The organism is Leifsonia xyli subsp. xyli str. CTCB07 (assembly GCF_000007665.1).
GTDB classification, from domain to species: Bacteria; Actinomycetota; Actinomycetes; order Actinomycetales; family Microbacteriaceae; genus Leifsonia; species Leifsonia xyli_C.
In genome coordinates, this window is record NC_006087.1 from 1,693,970 (window position 1) to 1,713,049 (window position 19,080).

Below are 19,080 nucleotides of genomic sequence, written 5' to 3' on the forward strand. Positions count from 1 at the left end.
GGGATCTGCGCCGGGAAGCAGCCGGGGACCGTGTCGCACCGAGGCCGGCTGCACCGGTGCGGTCAGGAATCCTGCCGCTTCAGGCGCGCCGCAGCGCGGCCGCGCGCGGTGGCGTCGAGCTCGACCTTGCGGATGCGCACGGCCTCCGGGGTCACCTCGACGCACTCGTCCTCGCGGGCGAATTCGAGCGACTCCTCCAGGGTGAGCTGGCGCGACGGCGTCATCGACTCGAACGTGTCGGCCGTCGAGGAGCGCATGTTGGTGAGCTTCTTCTCCTTGGTGATGTTGACATCCATATCGTCGGCGCGTGAGTTCTCGCCGATGACCATGCCCTCGTAGACCTCCTCCGTGGGGTTCACGAAGAAAGTCATGCGCTCCTGCAACTGGATGATCGCGTACGGTGTGACGACACCTTGGCGGTCGGCGACAATGGAGCCGTTGCTGCGGGTCACGATGGGCCCCGCCCACTGGTCGTAGCCGTGCGATATGGCGTTGGCGATGCCGGTGCCGCGAGTCGTGGTCATGAACTCGGTGCGGAAGCCGATCAGGCCACGCGAGGGGACGATGAACTCCATGCGCACCCAGCCGGTGCCGTGGTTCGTCATGTTTTCCATGCGGCCCTTGCGCGCGGCGAGCAGCTGCGTGATCGCGCCGAGATGCTCCTCGGGGATGTCGATCGTCAGGTGCTCATACGGCTCGTGCGTCTTGCCGTCTACGGTGCGGGTGACCACCTGCGGCTTGCCCACGGTCAGCTCGAAGCCCTCGCGGCGCATCTGCTCGACCAGGATGGCCAGCGCCAGCTCGCCGCGTCCCTGCACCTCCCAGGCGTCCGGGCGGCCGATGTCGAACACACGCAGCGACACATTGCCGATGAGCTCGCGGTCGAGGCGGTCCTTGACCATGCGGGCGGTGAGCTTGTGGCCCTTCGTCTTGCCGACCAGCGGGGAGGTGTTGGTGCCGATGGTCATGGAGATGGCGGGGTCGTCCACGTGGATGGCCGGGAGCGGACGCACGTCCTCCGGGTCGGCCAGCGTGTCGCCGATCATGATGTCGGCGAAACCCGCGACCGCCACGATATCGCCGGGGCCGGCGGACTCGGCGGGGTAGCGCTCGAGCGCCTTGGTCATCAGCAGCTCGGTGACGCGGACGTTGTGGATGTCGCCGTCGTGGCGCACCCAGGCGACCGTCTGGCCCTTCTTCAGCGTGCCGTTGTGTACGCGCAGCAGCGCGAGGCGGCCAAGGAACGGCGAGGCGTCGAGGTTGGTGACATGCGCCTGCAGAGGCGCGCCGGGATCGTAGCTGGGAGCCGGGATGTGCTCCAGGATCGCCTCGAACAGCGGCTCCAGATCGTCGTTGTCGGGCAGCTCGCCGTTCGCGGGCCGGTTTCGGCTGGCGGCCCCGGCGCGGCCGGACGCGTAGACGACGGGGACGTCGAGCACAGCGTCCAGGTCGAGGTCGGGCACATCATCGGCAAGGTCGCTGGCGAGCCCGAGCAGTAGATCCTGCGCCTCCCCCACGACCTCCTCGATGCGGGCGTCGCTGCGGTCGGTCTTGTTCACCGCGAGGATGACCGGCAGCTTCGCCTCCAGCGCTTTGCGCAGCACGAAGCGGGTCTGCGGCAGCGGACCCTCGGAGGAGTCCACCAGCAGCACGACGCCGTCGACCATCGAGAGGCCGCGCTCGACCTCGCCGCCGAAGTCGGCGTGGCCGGGGGTGTCGATCACGTTGATCGTGATCGGCCCGTTCGGGGCGTGCTTGCCTTTGTAGGAGATCGCCGTGTTCTTGGCGAGGATGGTGATCCCCTTCTCGCGCTCGAGCTCGTTCGAGTCCATCGCGCGCTCTTCCACGTGCTCGTGGTCGCCGAAGGAGTTCGTCTGCCGGAGCATGGCGTCGACCAGCGTGGTCTTGCCGTGGTCGACGTGGGCGACGATCGCAACGTTGCGCAGATCGTCGCGGTGGGCGACGGCGTTCTCAGACATACGTGAGGGCTCGACTCTCGTCAGAAGGATTTCGGGGAACGGTCCATATTATCCCAGGGGGATGGCCGCTCCGGGGATGGCCTCCAGGAGGGTCCGCGTGTAGTCCTCGCGCGGGGCCGTGAAAACCTCGTCCGTCCTCCCCTCCTCGACCACGCGACCGGCGCGCATGACGCTCACCCGGTCGGCGATCGTGCGCGCCATCGCGAGGTCGTGCGTGATGAACAGGTAGGTCAGGCCGAGCTCCTCCTGCAGTCCCACGAGGAGTTCGAGCACCTGGGCCTGCACCAGCACGTCCAGCGCGGAGACCGCCTCGTCGAGCACGACGATCTCGGGGTTGAGGGCGAGGGCGCGGGCGATCGCGACGCGCTGGCGCTGGCCGCCCGAGAGCTCGTTCGGGTAGCGCGAAGCGAACGACGCCGGGAGCGCGACCTGGTCGAGCAGTTCCTCCACCCGCCGGAGCCGCTCGGCGGCCGTGCCGATGCCGTGGATCGCAAGCGGTTCGGCGATGGTGCTGTGGACGCTGCGCAGCGGGTCGAGCGACCCGTACGGGTCCTGGAAGACCGGCTGCATCCGGCGACGCAGGGCGAATAGGCCGCGGCGGTCGAGCGCGCCGATGTCCTGGCCGTCGACGCTGATCCGGCCCGCGGTGGGCTTCTCGAGGCCGAGCACCATTTTCGCCATGGTCGACTTGCCGGAGCCGGACTCCCCCACGAGCGCCGTCGTCGTGCCGCGTGCCACCGTCAGACTCACGCCGTCCACTTCGGCGAACGGCTCGGAGCGCAGTCCTCCTGTCGGCAGCTGGTACACTTTGCGGACGTCGAGCGCCTCGACGGCCGGAGCCTCAATGGCGGGCGCGGCGGCGGACCGCTCGGTCACGCGAAAGCGCTGGGAGGCGAGGCTCGGCGCCGCGGCGACCAGACGTTTCGTGTACGGGTGCCGCGGGTTCTGCAGCAGCTCGCGCGACGGTCCCGCCTCCACCACGCGCCCGCGGTACATCACGACGACGCGATCGGCGCGCTCCGCCGCGAGACCGAGATCGTGCGTGATCAGCAGGACGCTCGTTCCGAGCTCGCCGGTCAGCGTCGCGAGGTGGTCGAGGATGACGCGCTGCACGGTCACGTCGAGCGCCGAGGTCGGCTCGTCGGCGATCAGCAGCTGGGGGCGGGCAGCGAGGCCGATCCCGATCAGGGCACGCTGCCGGATCCCTCCGCTGAACTGGTGCGGGTACTGCCTCAGGCGCTTCGCCGGGTCCTGGAGGCCGGCCTCGCTCAGCACCTCGATCGTGCGCTCGCGGACCGCGCGACGGCCCTTGGCGACGCCGTTGGCGCGCACGGCCTCGCCGACCTGGTAGCCGATGCTCCACACCGGGTTGAGGTTCGACATCGGATCCTACGGCACGAAGCCGATCTCGCGGCCGCGCAACGCCTCCAGGCGGCGCTTGCCGACGTGGGCGATGTCCTCACCGGCGAACAGGATGCGCCCGCCGGTGACGGTCCCGCCCTCGGGCAGGAGCCCGATCACAGCCTGGGCCGTGGTCGACTTGCCGGAGCCGGACTCGCCGACGATGGCGACGGTCTCGCCCGGATAGACCTCCAGGTCGACGCCGGCGACCGCGGGGATGCGCCGGCCCTTCGGGCCGAAGGCCACCTCAAGTCCAGCGATCGACAGCAGCGGGCTCTTCGTCGCGGTCTCGGCGCTCATCGGCGGGCCCTCGCCTTCGGGTCGAGCGCCTCGCGCACTGTCTCGCCGAGCAGGATGAAGCTCAGCACAGTGACGGACAGCGCGATGGAGGGATACAGCAGCACGGTGGGAGCGGTGCGGAGGTCGACCTGCGCCGCCGCGATGTCGTTGCCCCAGGACATCGTGCTCGGCGGCAGCCCGACCCCAAGGAACGACAGGGTCGCCTCGGCCACGATCGCGCCCGCGAGCGAGATTGTGGTGATGACGATGACCGGCGCGATCGAGTTCGGCAGCACGTGCCACACCAGGATGCGGAACCGGCCGAGCCCGAGCGCCTCCGAAGCCATCACGAAGTCGGCGTTCCTGAACCGCATCACCTCAGCGCGCAGCACGCGCGCGGTCGCCGGCCAGGCGAAGACGCCGATGGCGAGCGCGATGATCCACACGTTCGCGAACGCGGCGAACACCGACATGATGACGACCGCGGCCAGGATGTAGGGGATCGAGAAGAAGATGTCGCCGACGCGCGAGAGCACAGTGTCCACCCAGCCCCCGTAGAAACCGGCCAGAGCGCCGAACACGATCCCGAGCAGGCCATGAGCAGCGTCGCGATCAGACCGACGGAGACGGAGGTGCCCGCGCCATGCACGATGCGGGAGAACACATCGCACCCCTGTTTGGTGAACCCGAGCGGGTGGCCGGCGACTGGAGCGCCGTTGCTGTTCGCCAGCTGGCATCCCGCGTTCGGCGGAACGGAGGTGATGAGCCCGGGGAAGAGCGCGACGAACAGGATGAGCGCGATCAGCGCCACCGACAGCCAGAACGTCGGCCGTCGGCGCAGGTCGAGCCAGGCGTCGCTGAAGAGCGTGCCGCCCTGCGCCGGAGCGGTGGGCCGGGCGGCGTCGATCTCCGCCTCGTCGTAGGGGGCGAGATAGTGGCTAACGGGCATAGCGGATCCTCGGGTCGAGAACGGCGTAGAGCAGGTCGACGATCAGGTTGACCACCAGGTAGATGAGCACCATGACGGTGACGAACGAGACGACCGTCGGGCCCTGGCCCTGAAGGATCGCCCGGTACAGCGCGTTGCCGACGCCGGGCACGTTGAAGATGCCCTCCGTGACGGTCGCGCCGACGAGCAGCACGCCGAAGTCGGTGGCGAGGTAGGTCACCACCGGAAGCAGGGAGTTGCGCAGGATGTGAGCGCCGACCACCCGGCGCCCACTGAGTCCGCGGGCCCGGGCGGTGCGCACATAGTCCAGCCCGGCGGCGTCGATCACCGAGGAGCGGGTGAGCCGCACGATCTGCGCGAACGAGATCGAGGCCAGCACGATGGCGGGCAGCACGAGATCGCCCCAGGGCGCACCGGGGCTCACGGTCGGCCGGACCCAGCCCAGCCACACGCCGAACGCGTACTGCGCGACGAACGCGACGACGAAAATCGGCAGCGAGATCAGGATGAGGCTCACGACGAGCGAGCTCGCGTCGAACAGTTTGCCCTTGCGGAGGCCGCTGACGAGCCCGACCGCGATGCCGATGACGGTCTCGAACAGCAGGGCCAGAACGGCGAGCCGGAGGGTCACCGGGAAGGTGCGGGCCAGGATGTCGGCGACGGGCTCGCCGGAGAAGGAGACCCCGAGGTCGCCGCGGAAGATGCCGCCGAGGTAGATAAGGTACTGGACGATGAACGGCTCGTCCAGGTGGTATTGGGCGCGCACCTGCGCGAGTTGCGCGGGCGAGGGCGGGCGGTCGCCGAACAGAGCGGCGACGGGATCTCCCGGCAGCGAGAAGACGAGGAAGTAGATCAGCAGCGTCGTCCCGAGCAGAACAGGCACGGCCTGGGCGAGGCGCTTGAGGATGTACAGGAGCAAGGGCGGGCTTTCCAGACAGAACTGCTGCGGCGGGCCGGTGGCCCGCCGCAGCAGTTCGGGGTGTCAGTTCTTGACGATGTCGGTGAACACGGGGAACGAGTTCCAGCTCATGGTCACGTCGCTCACGCTTCCGCTCCAGACCGCGGTGACGTTCTGGTACCAGAGCGAGACCTGGGGCAGATCCGTGAAGAGGATCTGCTGCGCCTTGGCAAAGTCGGCGGCGGCGGCCTTCTCGTCCGGCTCGGCCAGTCCCTTTTTAAGCAGGGCGTCGAAGGCGGGGTTGGAGTACTCGCCATCGTTAGAGCCACCGCCGGTGCCGAACACCGGGCCGAGGAAGTTGTACAACCCCGGGTAGTCGCCCTGCCAGCCCGATCGGAACGACGAGCCGATGGTGCGCTTCGTGATCTGATCGCGGAAGGCGCCGAAGGTCGGCACGGGTGCGCCCTCAGCCTCGATCCCGAGCGTGTTCTTGATGCCGTTGCTCACGGCGTCCACCCAGCCCTGGTGACCGCCGTCGGCGTTGTAGGCCAGCTTGAACGTGCCGGTCCACGGCGAGATGGCGAAAGCGTCCAAGCCGGGGAGGTCCTTCTGGTAGCCGGCGATCGTCGGCGCGGAGAAGTCGGTGGACGAAGTGCGCGTCCCGCCGAAGATCACCTTGGTGATCTCCGGACGGTTGATCGAGAGCGAGATGGCCTGGCGGCGCAGCGCGCCCTCCTCGCCCTGGAAGCGCTCCAGGTTCTGCGGGATGGTGAAGCTCTGCTGAACCGCGGCCGGCTGGTTCGCGTTCCTGTCCGGGAAGTCGGACGCATACGTGCTCACAGCGCTGTCGAGGATCTGATACAGGACGTCGAGGTTGCCCGCCTGGACATCCCGGTACGCGGAGTCGGGGTTGCTGTAGAAGACAAGCTTGAGACCGTCGTTCTTCGGTTTCTGCGGGCCGGTGTAGTTCTTGTTGACGCTGAGCTCGAGTTGCTCGTCGTGCTTACACGCGGAGGAGCTCTTGAACTGGTACGGACCGTTGCCGACCGAGTGCTGCCCGAACGTCTTCATATCGTCGTACGCCGACTCGGGCAGCGGGAAGAACGCATTAGCGCCGAGGCGCTGGGCGAAGTCGGAGACCTTGGAGGCCAAGGTGATCGTGAACTCCGTGTCGCTGACGACCTTCAGGCCGGTGAGGTCGGAATCCACGTCGCGGCTGAAGCCCTCGACATCCTGAAAGAAGTCGGCCGCCTTATGGCCGTTCTTCACGTTGGCGGTGTAGTTCCACGCGTCCACGAAGGAGGAGGCGGTGACGGCCTCGCCATCGCTGAACTTCTGGCCGCTCTTCAGCTTGACCGTGAAGTGCTGAGAGTCCTCGGTCGTGATCGACTCGGCGACGTCGTTGTGCGAAACGCCCTTCGCGTCGTAGTAGATCAGTCCGGCGAAAAGCTGATTGACGATGAGGCCGCCACCGGCCTCGTTCGTGTCGCCGGGAACCAGGCCGCGCTCCGGCTCGGTGCTCCAGGCGCTGACGACGCCGGAGCTGCCGCCGCTCTTCGCGTCTGTGGTCGAAGCGCAGCCGGTGAGGGCCAGCGCACCGACGGCCACCGCAGCGATGATGAGTCTGTGTTTGCGCACGTGCGATACCTCCATGCAGGTCAGATGAACACGATAACCCGCATAGAACGCAAAGTTTTAATCGAAAGACTTTTTAATTTTGGGTTTGAGATGTCACATCTCATCTCGATAATTTGATGGTGTGCGAAACGACATCCACCTCGGACCGACAGCGGCGTTCTGTGCAATGGCGCTTGCGACCGCGTTCGTGGCGACCTGAGCACCACCGGCGCAGCAGCCCCAGCCTCGGCCCCGTGGCCGCCGCTAGCGAGAAGCGGACGCTGGGCTGCGGCGCCGGTGCCGTTCAGCTCTCCGGGGAGAGCGCGACACCCGTTCCGCTCGTGGTCTGCACCGCCAAAGGGGCCTACAGGCCCTGCACCACCACCGGCGGCTCCGGCGGCAGCCCCTCGTTCGCCGGAACGACCTCGTCCGACCCTGCCGCCAGCAGTTCCAGCCGCAGGGCGCGGCGGTCACGCTGGGCCTCCGGGTCCGGGAGCGGGACGGCCGCGAGCAGACGCTGCGTGTACGCCTCCTTCGGGTAGCGGAGGATCTCGTCGCGGGTGCCGACCTCCACCAGGCTGCCGTGGTGCATGACCGCGATGCGGTCGGCCAGCACGTCGATGACGGCGAGGTCGTGGGTTATGAACAGGCAGGCGAATCTCATCTCCTTCTGGAGCTGCTGCATGAGCTCCAGGACACGGGCCTGGACCAGCACGTCCAGCGCGGAGGTGGGCTCGTCCGCGATGAGGACCTGCGGCTTCAGCGCGAGGGCGCGGGCGATGCCGACGCGCTGCTTCTGGCCGCCGGAGAGCTCGTGCGGGAAGCGGCTGCGGTAGGCGCGCGGCAGCTCGACGCTGTCGAGGAGGCGGTCGACCTCCTTGGCCAGGTCCATGCCTTTGAGGCCCTTCGCCAGGCGCAGCGGCTCACCGATCGAATCGGCGATCTGCAGGCGGGGGTTCAGCGAGGATGACGGGTCCTGGAAGACGATGCCGACGTTGCGGTGCAGCCTGCGGATCTCGTCGCGGTTCGCATCACTGATGTCCTGCCCCGCGACGACGAGGCGGCCCGAGTGGATCGGCAGGAGAGCGATCGCCGCACGGCCGAGCGTCGTCTTGCCGGAGCCCGACTCGCCCACGAGGCCGACCACTTCGCCCTCGTGGATGGTGAGGTCGATGTCCGTCGCCGCGCGGAACGCCGGGACACGGCCGCGCTTCGGGTACTCGATCGAGACTTTGTCGAACTCGACGACGATCTTCCGCTTGTCCAGCTCCGCCTTCTCGTGCTCGGCGGCGGCGAGGCGCTCGTTGACGCGGATGCGCTCCGCGAACTCGGCGTCCGGCTTCGCGGTGCCCGCGGCGAGGGCGGCGGTCGTGTCGATCTCCTCGTCCTCGCGCTGGCCGAGGTGCGGGACGGCCTCGAGCAGGGCGATGGTGTACGGGTGCTTCGGCGCCGCGAAGACCTCGGCGACAGTGCCGGACTCCACGATATCGCCTTTCCGCATGACCACGATGTTGTCGGCCAGGTCGGCGACGACGCCCATGTCGTGTGTGATCAGCAGGATGGCGGAGTCGAGCCGGTCGCGGAGACTCCGCAGCAGCTCCAGGATCTCCGCCTGCACGGTCACATCCAGCGCGGTCGTCGGCTCGTCGGCGATGAGGAGCTTCGGGTCGCAGGAGATCGACTGCGCGATCATGGCGCGCTGACGCTGACCGCCGGAGAGCTGGTGCGGATAGGAGTTGAACGCCTTGACGGGGTCGGGCAGCTCGACCATGCCGAGCAGTTGCAGGGCACGCTCCTTCGCCTCGTGGGGCGACATCCCGAAGTGGACGCGGAGTGTCTCGACGATCTGAAAGCCGACCGTGTAGACCGGGTTCAGCGCGGTCATCGGCTCCTGGAAGATCACCGACACCTGGCGTCCGCGAACGCGGCGCATCTGCTGCGGGCTCAGTCCGGTGAGCTCGCGGCCCTCCAGCTTGATCGAGCCGCGTACACGGGAGTTCTTCGGCAGGAGGTTGAGGATCGCCATCGAGCTCGCGCTCTTGCCGGAGCCAGACTCGCCGACGATGGCCAGCACCTCGCCCGCTTTGATCGAGTAGCGGAGCTTCTTGGCGGCGGGCACCCAGACGTTGTCGACGCCGAAGTCGACGGAGAGGTCGGCGACCTCCAGCACGGGGGCGCCGGTCGCAGCGCCCGCCTGACCGGCGGGGATGGTGGCGGTCATGATTCGCGGTTCCTTTCGGGGGCGCGCTCCGGGAGGGGCTGTGCGGGGCGGGATGAGAGCATGGAGCCATGCCCTCCGTCTCCCCCGCCGAGCGCGAGGTTCTCGTGTCCCGGTTCAACCGGGTCCTTGCCGTCCTGATCTGGGCGGCGGTCGCCGCCCTGGCCGTCGGCCTTCTGGTCAGTCTGCGCGATGCGCGCCTGCTCTTCCTCGTTCCGTGCGGCCTGTTCGCACTGCTGGCATGGGCCGGGCTCTGGCGTCCGCATCTGACGGTGTCGGACGATGGGCTGGAGCTGGTCAACGTCACGCGCACCGTGTATATCCCCTGGCCCGCGCTCATCGACGTCGAGACGAAGTACGCGCTCACGCTCTTCACGCCGGGGCGAAAGTTCCCGGTGTGGTCCGCACCCGCTCCGGGGACCGGCAGCACGCTGCGGGCCACCCGGCGCGAGACGACGGGACGTGTGGGCCGCCCGAACGTCGAGGACAGCGTGCGCCGCCCCGGCGATCTTCTCTCGACCGAGTCCGGCGCGGCGGCCGAAGCGGTGCGCCGCCGCTGGGCGGCCCTGCGGGACGCAGGGATCATCGAAGCCGGTCACGCCGACGAGACCCCCGTGACGGTCCGCTGGAATCTCCTGACGCTGGCCGCCCTGGCAGCGCTGCTCGGCGGCACGGTCGCAGCGCTGCTCCTGGCCTGAACCTGCGGCGGCAGGGGCCGGGAGCGTCTGGACGGCGCGCTCCCGGGTCACAGCGCATCCTTCGCGAAGGCCGCGCCCGTGCGGGGACCGTCCTCGCCCGCGTCCGGTTCCGGCTCCTGCTCGCGCATCTTGCGGAGGATGAAGCGACGGTGACGCGGATCGAAGGCGTCCCGCAGGCCGTCGCCCACGAAGTTGACCAGCAGCGCCAGGGCGACGATGAACGCGCCGGGCCACCAGAACAGCCAGGGCCGGGTCTGGAACGCCGACTGGTTGGAGCTGATCAGAAGACCGAGGGAGACATCGGGTGACCGGATGCCATAGCCGAGGAACGAGAGCGCCGTCTCAAGCAGGATGGCCGAGGCCATGATCAGTGTCACGGCGACGATCACAATGCCGATGGTGTTCGGCAGGATGTGCTTGAAGATGATCCGCATGTCCGACGCGCCGGCGACCCGTGCCGCCTCCACGAACTCGCGCTCGCGCAGCGAGAGGAACTCCGAGCGCACCAGACGGGCGATGTTCATCCAGAAGAAGAATCCCAGCATCAGGGCGAGGAAGAAAGCGCCCAGCCCGCCGAAAGCGTGTCCGACGACCGAGCCGATCACGAGCGCCGGGATGACGATGAACACATCTGTGATGCGCATCAGAATGGCATCGATCACCCCGCGGAAATACCCCGCGACCGCGCCGACGACCGCGCCGACGACACTGGCAATGGCTCCGAGGACGATCATGACCAGCACCGAGTTCTGAATGCCGCGCATGGTCAGGGCGAAGTAGTCCTTGCCGATGCGGTCCTGGCCGAACGGGTGCTCCCCGGTGGGCGAGCCCTGCTGCACCTGGTCGTTCAGCTCCTTGTAGTCGTACTTCCACCAGCCGTGGAGGGGTCCGATCCCGATCGCGGAGATCGAGAACAGCACGATGAGGATGAACAGGATGGCGCTGGCGACGGCGATCTTGTTGGAGAGGAAGCGCCTCCAGATCAGCTTCCCTTGGCTGACGGGCGGAGAGTCCGGCTCCCGCAGTTCGTCGGCGATCGTCGGTTCGGTTGTCGGCATCAGCGGACCCTCACTCTCGGGTCGAGTGCGGCGTAGGCGAGATCGGCCAGGAAATTGAAGAAGACCGCCATCGCCGCGATCACCAGGAAGTACGCCATGACCGGGTTCAGGTCTCCGCGGTCGAGGCCGCTCGCGAACAGGAAACCCATCCCCGGAATCGCGAACACGCGCTCTGTTATGATCGCACCACCGAGCAAAGCGCCCACATCGAACGCCACCAGCGTGGTGATCGGAATGAGCATGTTGCGGAAGGCGTGCCGCACGACGACAGTCCGCTCCGGCAGCCCCTTCGCGCGCGCGGTGCGGATGAAGTCCTGGCCCAGCACCTCCAGCATCCCGGCCCGCGAGTAGCGAGTGTAGGGCGCGAAGGAGATCAGCAGCAGCGCCACCGTGGGCAGCAGCAAATGCGTGAAGGTGTCGAGACCCGACTCCCACATATCGCCGCTGAGACCGGGGGTGGAGGACCCCACGGTGGCGATCGGCCGGCCGTTCGTGTCGGTGAAGTACGTCGGCCACGCCTGCATGAAGCGATCGACCAGGATCAGGAAACCGGACAGGATGGCGACGATGACCGCGACGCGCATATTCTGGCCGCGATCGTAGCCGCCCACGAAGAAGCCGATCGCAAGGCTCGCGACGACCGCGACGACCGCCAGGATCGCGATGGTGGCGACCGTGGACACGATGAACAACGGCTGCAGGGCGAAGTAGCACACGAGCGACACCGCCCCGGTGATCCCTGCCGCGATGAGCGCGCGCCGGCTCTGCAGACCCGCGGTGAGCGCCGTTGCGCCGACGACCACGGCGGCAATGAGGATGATCATCACGACCGGGCCGAGGCCAGGGCGCAGGAACCAGTTCGTCGCGCTCATCAGCAGCAGCACTCCGGCTGTCGCTACGCCGGAGACGACGGCGGTGATCCCCCGCCGCCACAGGTCGCCGCCGATGAGCGACTGCCAGATAAGCCCGGCGACCAGACCAGTCAAGACGGCCGTCCACCAGGGGATCGCCGGACGCACCAGAAAGTCGTTGAACCCGATCGCGACGAATTCCTTGAGGAGCACCGCGACGAGGAACGCCGGCAGCGAGTAGAGGAAGAAACTGAGGAATGTGACGACGTTGTCGAGTCCGCTGTACTGCCGCAGAGCCGTGACGATGCCGATCGTCACGCCCAGGAAGATGGCGAGGATCAGCGCGAGGGTGACCAGCTGCACGGTCGAGGACAGCGCCTGCGGCAGGATGTCGACCACCTTGGCGTTGGAGATCGTCGATCCGAGGTCGCAGGCGTTCGCGAACGGGATGAGGCACTTCGCCGCGCCGCCGAGCCAGAGGAGCCAGCGGAGCGGGGGCACGACACCCAGTTGCAGCAATTGGATGCGCGCATTGATGAGCTGGGTCTTATTCGGGGAATTGCTGCTTCGCAGGTCCTGGAGCGGGTCGGCGCTGTAGGCCACCAGCATGTACATCAGGAACGAAGCGGCGACGATGATAAGCGCTGAGACCAGAAGACGTCTCAGGATGAAACTCGCCATAGGTTCAAAACCTTCACTGGAGCAGGACGCGCCGAACGGGTGGTGGCGAGGAGAGCGCTCGCCTGGCGCGTTTCGGGAGAGGCGGACGGGTCATCCGCCGACGAGGTGATACGGGGCGCCGACTCGCAAAGCCGGCCCCCGCCGCAGGAGAGTGCCCGGGGGTTCCCCCGGGCACTCTCACTGTGGAAGACGTTACTTCGACGTGGAGGACTTAACCGACCACTGGAAGAAGTTCCAGAACGGACCGTTCTGGTTGCCCATGAACTTCACGCCGTCGACGCGGGCGTTGACACCGAAGACACCCGGCAGCTGGAAGAGCGGCAAACCGTAAGCCTGGGAGAAGGCCGTCTTGTCGATCTTCATCTCCAGGTCGGTCAGCTTGCTCTTGTCCAGCGTGGTCTGGGTGGCCAGCGCGTCCGCGTTCGCCGCCGAGAAGCGGTTGTAGTTGCTGCCGCCGCCGCTGGTGGTGAACAGCTGCGGGATCTGCGCGGTCCCGGCGCCCGGGCTGATCCACCCGAAGAGCGACGCGTCGTAGTCCCCGCCCGGAAGCAGCTTGCTCCACTGCGGCGAGCCGGCGTCGACGACCTTGAAGCCGGCCTTGGACGCGGACGCCTGGATGGCCTGGAACTCGTCGACACGGTTCGGATTGTTCGTGTTGTACAGAATGCGAACAGTCGGGGTCGCGCCGGCCAGCAGAGCCTTAGCGCCGTCGATGTCCACCTTGTCGTAGGCCGAAGAACCGTTGTTCTTCACTGTGTCGCCGTACTGGGGCTGCTGGTTCGGCAGCCAGATCTGCGAGTTGAGGACCTTGGCCTTCGGGTTCACCGGGGTGACGATCGAGTCGAGGATCTGCTGACGCGGGATCGTCTTCAAGAACGCCTCACGGACCTTGGCGTCCGAGAAGGTCTGCGAACCGAAGTTCAGGTCGAGGTGGTCGTACGATGCCTGGTCTCCGGTCAGCGCCTTCGCGCTGGTCTTCTTCAGCGCGGTGAGGGTGTCGGCCGAGGCCTGGGGGGTGATGATGTCGGCCTCGCCGTTCTGGAGAGCGGTGACCTGCGCGTTCGCGTCCGGGATGATGCGGAAGACGATCTTGTCCACGTTCGGCTCCAAGCCGCCGGCGTAGTATTTGTTCCTCACCATCGTGAGTGACTGTCCCGGAGTCCACGACGACAGGGTGAACGCGCCGGAGGCGACCAGCAGGTCCTTGTCCGTGGGCATCGCGGTGATGTCGTAGCCAGTGTTGACGAAGTCCGCCGCCTTCTTCAGGGTGGCGTCCGGCGCGGCCGGGCTGGCAGGGTCGCCCTTCGGCAGGCCTTTGAGCAGCTTGGTCAGATCGGCGGCCGAGGACAGGCCCGCCTTCTTGGCCACGATGTGCGCGGGCTGAGCGATGGGGTTGACAAGCTCCCAGTCCGCATAGGGCGTGGAGTACTTGAGGGTGATCGTGCGGTTGTCGTCGCTCACCGCCGGGAAGTCGGTGGCGTCGATTCCCGCTGTCGAACCGGCGATCGTGAAGTATTGGGTGCCGCTGGTGACCTTGCCGGAGTCGTCGAACTTGGCGGAGTCGTAGTGACCCGACGCGATCGCCCAGGCGAGGATCATGTCGTCAGCGGTGACGGGCCGGCCGTCCGACCACTTATCGTCCTTGTTCAGGGTGTACTTGACCGTCAGCGGGTCATCGGAGGTCTTCTCGAAGGTGCCGAACTTGCCGTCGTGGACGATCTTGTAGTTGTTGTCGATGTACTGGAAACCAGTCCCGTAGGAACCGTTCAGGTAGCCGACCTGGCCGTTGGTGTCCAGGTTGCCCTGCGGGGTCTGCGAGTTCAGCGAGGTTAGGTCGTTGACGACCGCGACCGTCACCGTGCCCCCCTTGGCAGCGGACGAGCCGCCGGTGCTGGACGTGGTGCAGGCTGACAGAGCGAGAGCGGCGACACCGGCGACGGCGCTGACCGCGAGCCTGGCCTTTCTTCCCTTGATGTGCAATGTTCCTCCTGTGCGAAGTGTGCGCGCGGCACGGGCGTGCGAGAGTACCTGATCCGGCGCGGGATATGACTGACCCTAGGTATCATTTGCAATGAATGCAAAACTGGGCCCAAAAACGTTACACAGTGGTAATGCAGGCAATGAATTCCCCCGTTCGGAGGCGGAAACCGAGGCGATCGGACCTTCCGTGCGCACACTCGCTCACCCCGGGTGCGGATCGCCGATAGCCACACCTTGCGGTGGCGCCGGGAAAGAGGCTGAAGCGCCTGACAGGATGCGTGTATGAGCAGTGAATCGACCCAGACCGGCGATGTCCCCGCCGATCGCAACGCTCGCGTCCGCCTGTGGTGGGAGATCGCCATCGTCCTCGGCCTGTCGCTGGGGCAGTCGGCGGTGTACTCGATCGTCTCGATCATCGACCTCTCGACGCGCGAGAAAGCCCTCTCCGACCAGACCGCGCAGGTGAATCCCTCCCAGTCCAGCCGCGAGCTATTCGACGCCCTGTACCAGCTGCTCGGAAACCTGTTCCCTCTCTTCGCGGTGGCGCTGGCGATCTTCCTGCTGTGGCAGCCGCGGCGCAACGGCTTCCGCCGGATCGGGCTGGATTTCACGCGACCGTGGCCGGATCTGGGCGGCGGCCTGCTCCTCCTCCTCGTGATCGGGGCGCCCGGCCTGCTCTTCTACGCGCTCGGCCGCGTGCTCGGCGCGACGGTGGCGGTTCAGGCCTCCCCGCTCGACACCCACTGGTGGACCGTGCCGGTCCTCCTCCTCGCCGCGCTGCGCGCCGGTCTGCAAGAGGAGGTGATCGTGGTCGGCTACCTGTTCGCCCGGCTGCGGAAGCTCGGCTGGGGGACGTGGCCGATCATCCTCGCGACAGCCATGCTTCGCGGCAGCTATCACCTCTACCAAGGCTTCGGCCCGTTCGCCGGCAACGCCATGATGGGCGTCGTGTTCGGCTGGTGCTACGCCCGGTGGGGCCGTGTCGCCCCGCTCGTCGTCGCCCACGTCGTCATCGACATCGTCTCTTTCTTCGGCTATCCCCTCGCCGTCACCCTCTGGCCCACCGTCTTCGCCTGACTCGCCCCCTCATCTTCATCGCTTCTCCCGGCTCCCGGCTCCCGTGCCGGCGGAAAAGGGGCGAAGGGGCTCAGGCGAGGGATTCGGGGGGCGGGCAGGCGCAGAACAGGTTGCGGTCGCCGTGGGCCTGGTCGATGCGGCGGACGGGGGGCCAGTACTTCGCGCGGACGAGTGCGGGGACGGGGTAAACGGCCTGTTCCCGGGAGTAGGGATGCGTCCACTCGCCGCTGACGACGGACTCCGCGGTGTGCGGAGCGTTGCGCAGCGGGTTGTCGTCGCCCGGCCAGTCACCGGCCGCGACCGCGTCGGCCTCCGCCCGGATGGCGACCATCGCGGTGACGAAACGATCGAGTTCAGCCAGGTCCTCGGATTCGGTCGGCTCCACCATGAGGGTGCCGGCGACCGGGAACGACATGGTCGGCGCGTGGAACCCGAAGTCCACGAGCCGCTTGGCGACGTCGTCCACTGTCACACCGGTTCGCGCGGTGAGCGGGCGCAGATCCAGGATGCACTCGTGCGCGACGAGGCCGCCGCTGCCCGCGTAGAGCACGGGGAAGTGCTCTCGCAGCCGGGCGGCCACGTAATTCACAGCGAGCACAGCCGCCCCGGTCGCGTCCTTCAGACCCTCCGCGCCCATCATCCGGACGTAAGCCCAGCTGATCGGCAGGATGCTGGGGCTGCCGTAGGGGGCCGAGGAGACCGGGGCCCCGCCGTGTTCGATCCGCCCCCCGCCCGCGAGCGCGTGGGTCGCGTCCTGGGCCAGCGGGTGACCGGGCAGGAACGGCGCGAGGTGCGCCTTCGCGGCGACCGGGCCGACGCCGGGACCGCCGCCGCCGTGGGGGATGCAGAAGGTCTTGTGCAGGTTGAGGTGGCTGACGCCGCCGCCAAGGTCGCCGAACCGGGCGTAGCCGAGCAGGGCGTTCAGATTGGCTCCGTCGATGTAGACCTGCCCCCCGGCCCGGTGGACCGCGTCCGCGATGGCGACGACCTCGTGCTCGTACACGCCGTGCGTCGAGGGGTAGGTGATCATCAGCGCGGCGAGGGCGCCGGCGCTGGCGGCGATCTTGGCATGCAGATCGTCCAGGTCGACGTTGCCGTCCTCGTCGGTCGCGACCACGACGACGCTCAGACCGGCGAGCACCACCGAGGCGGCGTTCGTGCCGTGGGCGGACTGCGGGATGAGGCACACCGTGCGCTGCCCGTCGCCGCGCGAGCGGTGGTATCCGCGGATGGCGAGGAGCCCGGCGAGCTCGCCCTGGCTGCCCGCGTTCGGCTGGAGGGAGACGGTGTCGTACCGGGTCACCTCCGCGAGCCAGCCCTCGAGCTGGTCGATGAGGGCAAGCGATCCCGCCACGTCCGCGGCGGGCGCGAACGGGTGCAGGGCAGCGAACTCGGGCCAGGTGACAGCCTCCATCTCCGTCGCCGCGTTGAGCTTCATGGTGCAGGAGCCGAGCGGGATCATGCCGCGGTAGAGCGCGTAGTCGCGGTCCTGCAAGAGGCGGAGGTAGCGCATCATCGCGGTCTCGGAGTGGTGTGCGGAGAACACGGGGTGCGTCAGGTACGCGGAGGTGCGCGCCAGCGCGGCGTCGAAGGAGACGGCCGCGTCCCGGTCGATCGCGACCTCGCCGTCGGCCGCTCCGCCCAGCGCATCGATGAGGTCGGCGAGGGGGAAGGCCCCGTCGCGAAGATCGGCCGCCGCCTCCTCGTCCAGACTGAACGAGACGAGGCCCGAGCCGGCCGCATGCAGCAGGATGCCGCGCTCGTGGGCGCATTCCACCACAGCGGCCGCGTCATCCACCTCCACCAGAAGCGTGTCGAAGAAGGAGCGCGAGAGCACCTCGACGCCAGAGTCGCGGAGCGCGCGGGCGACGGCGACGGCGCTGAGGTGAACTTGCCGCCCGATCGCGCGCAGGCCCGCCGGACCGTGGTAGACGGCGTACATCGCGGCCATGACGGCGAGGAGCACCTGCGCGGTGCAGATGTTCGAGGTGGCCTTCTCCCGGCGGATGTGCTGCTCGCGCGTCTGGAGCGTGAGGCGGTACGCGGGTTTGCCCGCGGCATCCTGCGACACCCCGACGAGACGGCCGGGCAGCTGCCGTTCCAAGCCCTTGCGGACGGCCAGATAGCCGGCGTGCGGGCCGCCGAAGCCCATCGGGACCCCGAAGCGCTGGCTAGTGCCGACCGCGACGTCCGCGCCGAGCTCGCCCGGCGAGCGCAGCTGTGTGAGCGCGAGCAGGTCGGCTGCGACCACGACGACGCCGCCCGCGGCCTTCGCGGCGGCGATGACGGACTCCGGATTCCAGACCCGGCCGGAAGCGCCGGGGTACTGGACGAACAGACCGAAAGCGTCCGTGAGTTCGGGGGCGTCGGCCGGAGCAGAGAGCAGGTCGCGCACCACCACTTCGATGCCGACCGCTTCGGCGCGGTTGCGGAGCAGGGCGAGGGTCTGCGGAAAGGCGTCGGCGTCCACAACGAACTTCGCGGAGGCGGACATGGAGGCGCGGCGGGCCAGCAGCATCCCTTCGACCGCTGCGGTGCCCTCGTCCAGCATCGACGCGTTCGCCGTGCCGAGCCCGGTTAGATCGGCCACCATCGTCTGGAAGGTGATGAGCGCTTCGAGGCGGCCCTGCGAGATCTCCGGCTGGTACGGCGTGTATGCGGTGTACCAGCCGGGGTTCTCGAGGACGTTCCGCTTGATCGCCGCCGGGGTGATGGTGCCGTAGTAGCCGAGCCCGATCAGGCTGCGGTTGACCGTGTTGCGCGCGGCCAGCTCCCGCAGCTCGCGGATCGCCGCGCGCTCGCTGACCGGATCGGGCAGGGTCGAGGCGCGCGCCGTCCACGCGGATGGAGGCCGGCACAGCCGCGGAGACGAGCTCCTCGACCGAGCGGTGGCCGAGCGCGGACAACATCGTGCTCTGCGCCTCCCGGTCGGTGCCGATGTGACGCGCCTGGAAGAGATCGTTCATCGTGGGCTCTGCGCCAATCTGGTCTGTCAAAACAGTCTCGCCGATCAGGACGGCTCGCCCGTGAGGGCCTTGTACTCGTCGTAGCTGAGGAGGCCGTCGGGGAGCGCGGCGAACGTCACGCTGATCAGCCAGCCCTCGCCGAAGGGGTCGGAGTTCACCAGCTCGGGCGCGTCCAGCACGGCCTGGTTGGCCTCGGCGACGGTGCCGTCGACCGGGGGCGAACAGCTCTCCAACCGACTTGGTCGACTCGATCTCGCCGACGACGCGGCCGGCCGCCACGGTGGTCCCGGCCTCCGGCAGTTCGACGAAGACGACATCGCCGAGCTTCTCGGCGGCGTAGCTCGTGATGCCCACGGTCGCGGTGTCGCCCTCGACGAACAGCCACTCGTGTTCGGGAGTGTATTTGAGGTCCTGCTGTGCGGGCATTG

The 19,080-nt window shown here is 68.0% G+C and carries 9 protein-coding genes and 4 pseudogenes; 2 read left to right on the forward strand and 11 right to left on the reverse strand.

Translation table 11 applies throughout. From position 1 onward, the window contains the following. Window positions 1-62: 62 nt before the first annotated feature. The 6 genes and pseudogenes from typA to LXX_RS08100 all read right to left on the reverse strand — a co-directional run bounded on the left by typA (window position 63) and on the right by LXX_RS08100 (window position 9,344). Window positions 63-1,979, reverse strand: a complete 1,917-nt coding sequence (gene typA / locus LXX_RS08075; RefSeq protein ID WP_011186407.1) for a translational GTPase TypA — start codon at window positions 1,977-1,979, stop codon at window positions 63-65. Window positions 1,980-2,027: 48 nt separating this feature from the next. Next, window positions 2,028-3,680, reverse strand: a pseudogene (locus LXX_RS08080) (dipeptide ABC transporter ATP-binding protein). Next, window positions 3,677-4,608, reverse strand: a pseudogene (locus LXX_RS08085) (ABC transporter permease). Before LXX_RS08085 ends, LXX_RS08080 begins: the two co-directional pseudogenes overlap by 4 nt. Next, entirely contained in the window at window positions 4,598-5,527 is a 930-nt protein-coding gene (locus tag LXX_RS08090; RefSeq protein ID WP_011186408.1) for an ABC transporter permease, read from the reverse strand. The pseudogene LXX_RS08085 and the gene LXX_RS08090 overlap by 11 nt, the downstream one beginning before the upstream one ends. A gap of 63 nt (window positions 5,528-5,590) precedes the next feature. Then, window positions 5,591-7,144 carry a peptide ABC transporter substrate-binding protein gene (locus tag LXX_RS08095; protein ID WP_011186409.1) on the reverse strand — a complete coding sequence of 518 codons (1,554 nt, stop codon included), beginning with the start codon at window positions 7,142-7,144 and terminating at the stop codon, window positions 5,591-5,593. A 343-nt stretch (window positions 7,145-7,487) separates the two neighbouring features. Further along, window positions 7,488-9,344 (reverse strand): dipeptide ABC transporter ATP-binding protein, encoded by a 1,857-nt coding sequence (locus LXX_RS08100; RefSeq protein WP_041767629.1) that lies wholly within the window; start codon window positions 9,342-9,344, stop codon window positions 7,488-7,490. A gap of 68 nt (window positions 9,345-9,412) precedes the next feature. On the opposite strand from LXX_RS08100, the gene LXX_RS08105 reads away from it, so the two are divergent. Continuing rightward, window positions 9,413-10,039 (forward strand): PH domain-containing protein, encoded by a 627-nt coding sequence (locus LXX_RS08105; RefSeq protein ID WP_011186411.1) that lies wholly within the window; start codon window positions 9,413-9,415, stop codon window positions 10,037-10,039. Between the two features lie 47 nt (window positions 10,040-10,086). Here LXX_RS08105 and LXX_RS08110 read toward each other — a convergent pair whose 3' ends face one another. From LXX_RS08110 to LXX_RS08120, 3 genes are all read right to left on the reverse strand, one after another. Further along, entirely contained in the window at window positions 10,087-11,097 is a 1,011-nt protein-coding gene (locus LXX_RS08110) for an ABC transporter permease (RefSeq protein ID WP_011186412.1), read from the reverse strand. Beyond that, window positions 11,097-12,629 (reverse strand): ABC transporter permease, encoded by a 1,533-nt coding sequence (locus tag LXX_RS08115; RefSeq protein WP_041767630.1) that lies wholly within the window; start codon window positions 12,627-12,629, stop codon window positions 11,097-11,099. The genes LXX_RS08110 and LXX_RS08115 overlap by 1 nt, the downstream gene beginning before the upstream one ends. A gap of 192 nt (window positions 12,630-12,821) precedes the next feature. After that, window positions 12,822-14,609, reverse strand: a complete 1,788-nt coding sequence (locus LXX_RS08120) for an ABC transporter family substrate-binding protein (RefSeq protein ID WP_011186414.1) — start codon at window positions 14,607-14,609, stop codon at window positions 12,822-12,824. Window positions 14,610-14,891: 282 nt separating this feature from the next. On the opposite strand from LXX_RS08120, the gene LXX_RS08125 reads away from it, so the two are divergent. Further along, on the forward strand, window positions 14,892-15,686 hold the full coding sequence (locus LXX_RS08125; RefSeq protein ID WP_011186415.1) for a CPBP family intramembrane glutamic endopeptidase: 795 nt from the start codon (window positions 14,892-14,894) through the stop codon (window positions 15,684-15,686). A gap of 70 nt (window positions 15,687-15,756) precedes the next feature. Here LXX_RS08125 and gcvP read toward each other — a convergent pair. Both gcvP and gcvH read right to left on the reverse strand, forming a co-directional pair. Further along, window positions 15,757-18,652 (reverse strand): annotated as a pseudogene (gene gcvP, locus LXX_RS08130) (aminomethyl-transferring glycine dehydrogenase). A gap of 44 nt (window positions 18,653-18,696) precedes the next feature. Next, a pseudogene (gene gcvH, locus LXX_RS08135) lies at window positions 18,697-19,078 on the reverse strand (glycine cleavage system protein GcvH). Between the last annotated feature and the right edge of the window lie 2 nt (window positions 19,079-19,080).

Bases quoted from the DNA above. Each gene is read 5' to 3' on its own strand.
- LXX_RS08110 (WP_011186412.1), bottom strand. From the start codon at position 11,097: ATGCCGACAACCGAACCGACGATCGCCGACGAACTGCGGGAGCCGGAC.
- LXX_RS08105 (WP_011186411.1), top strand. From the start codon at position 9,413: ATGCCCTCCGTCTCCCCCGCCGAGCGCGAGGTTCTCGTGTCCCGGTTC.
- LXX_RS08115 (WP_041767630.1), bottom strand. From the start codon at position 12,629: ATGGCGAGTTTCATCCTGAGACGTCTTCTGGTCTCAGCGCTTATCATC.
- typA (WP_011186407.1), bottom strand. From the start codon at position 1,979: ATGTCTGAGAACGCCGTCGCCCACCGCGACGATCTGCGCAACGTTGCG.
- LXX_RS08125 (WP_011186415.1), top strand. From the start codon at position 14,892: ATGAGCAGTGAATCGACCCAGACCGGCGATGTCCCCGCCGATCGCAAC.
- LXX_RS08100 (WP_041767629.1), bottom strand. From the start codon at position 9,344: ATGACCGCCACCATCCCCGCCGGTCAGGCGGGCGCTGCGACCGGCGCC.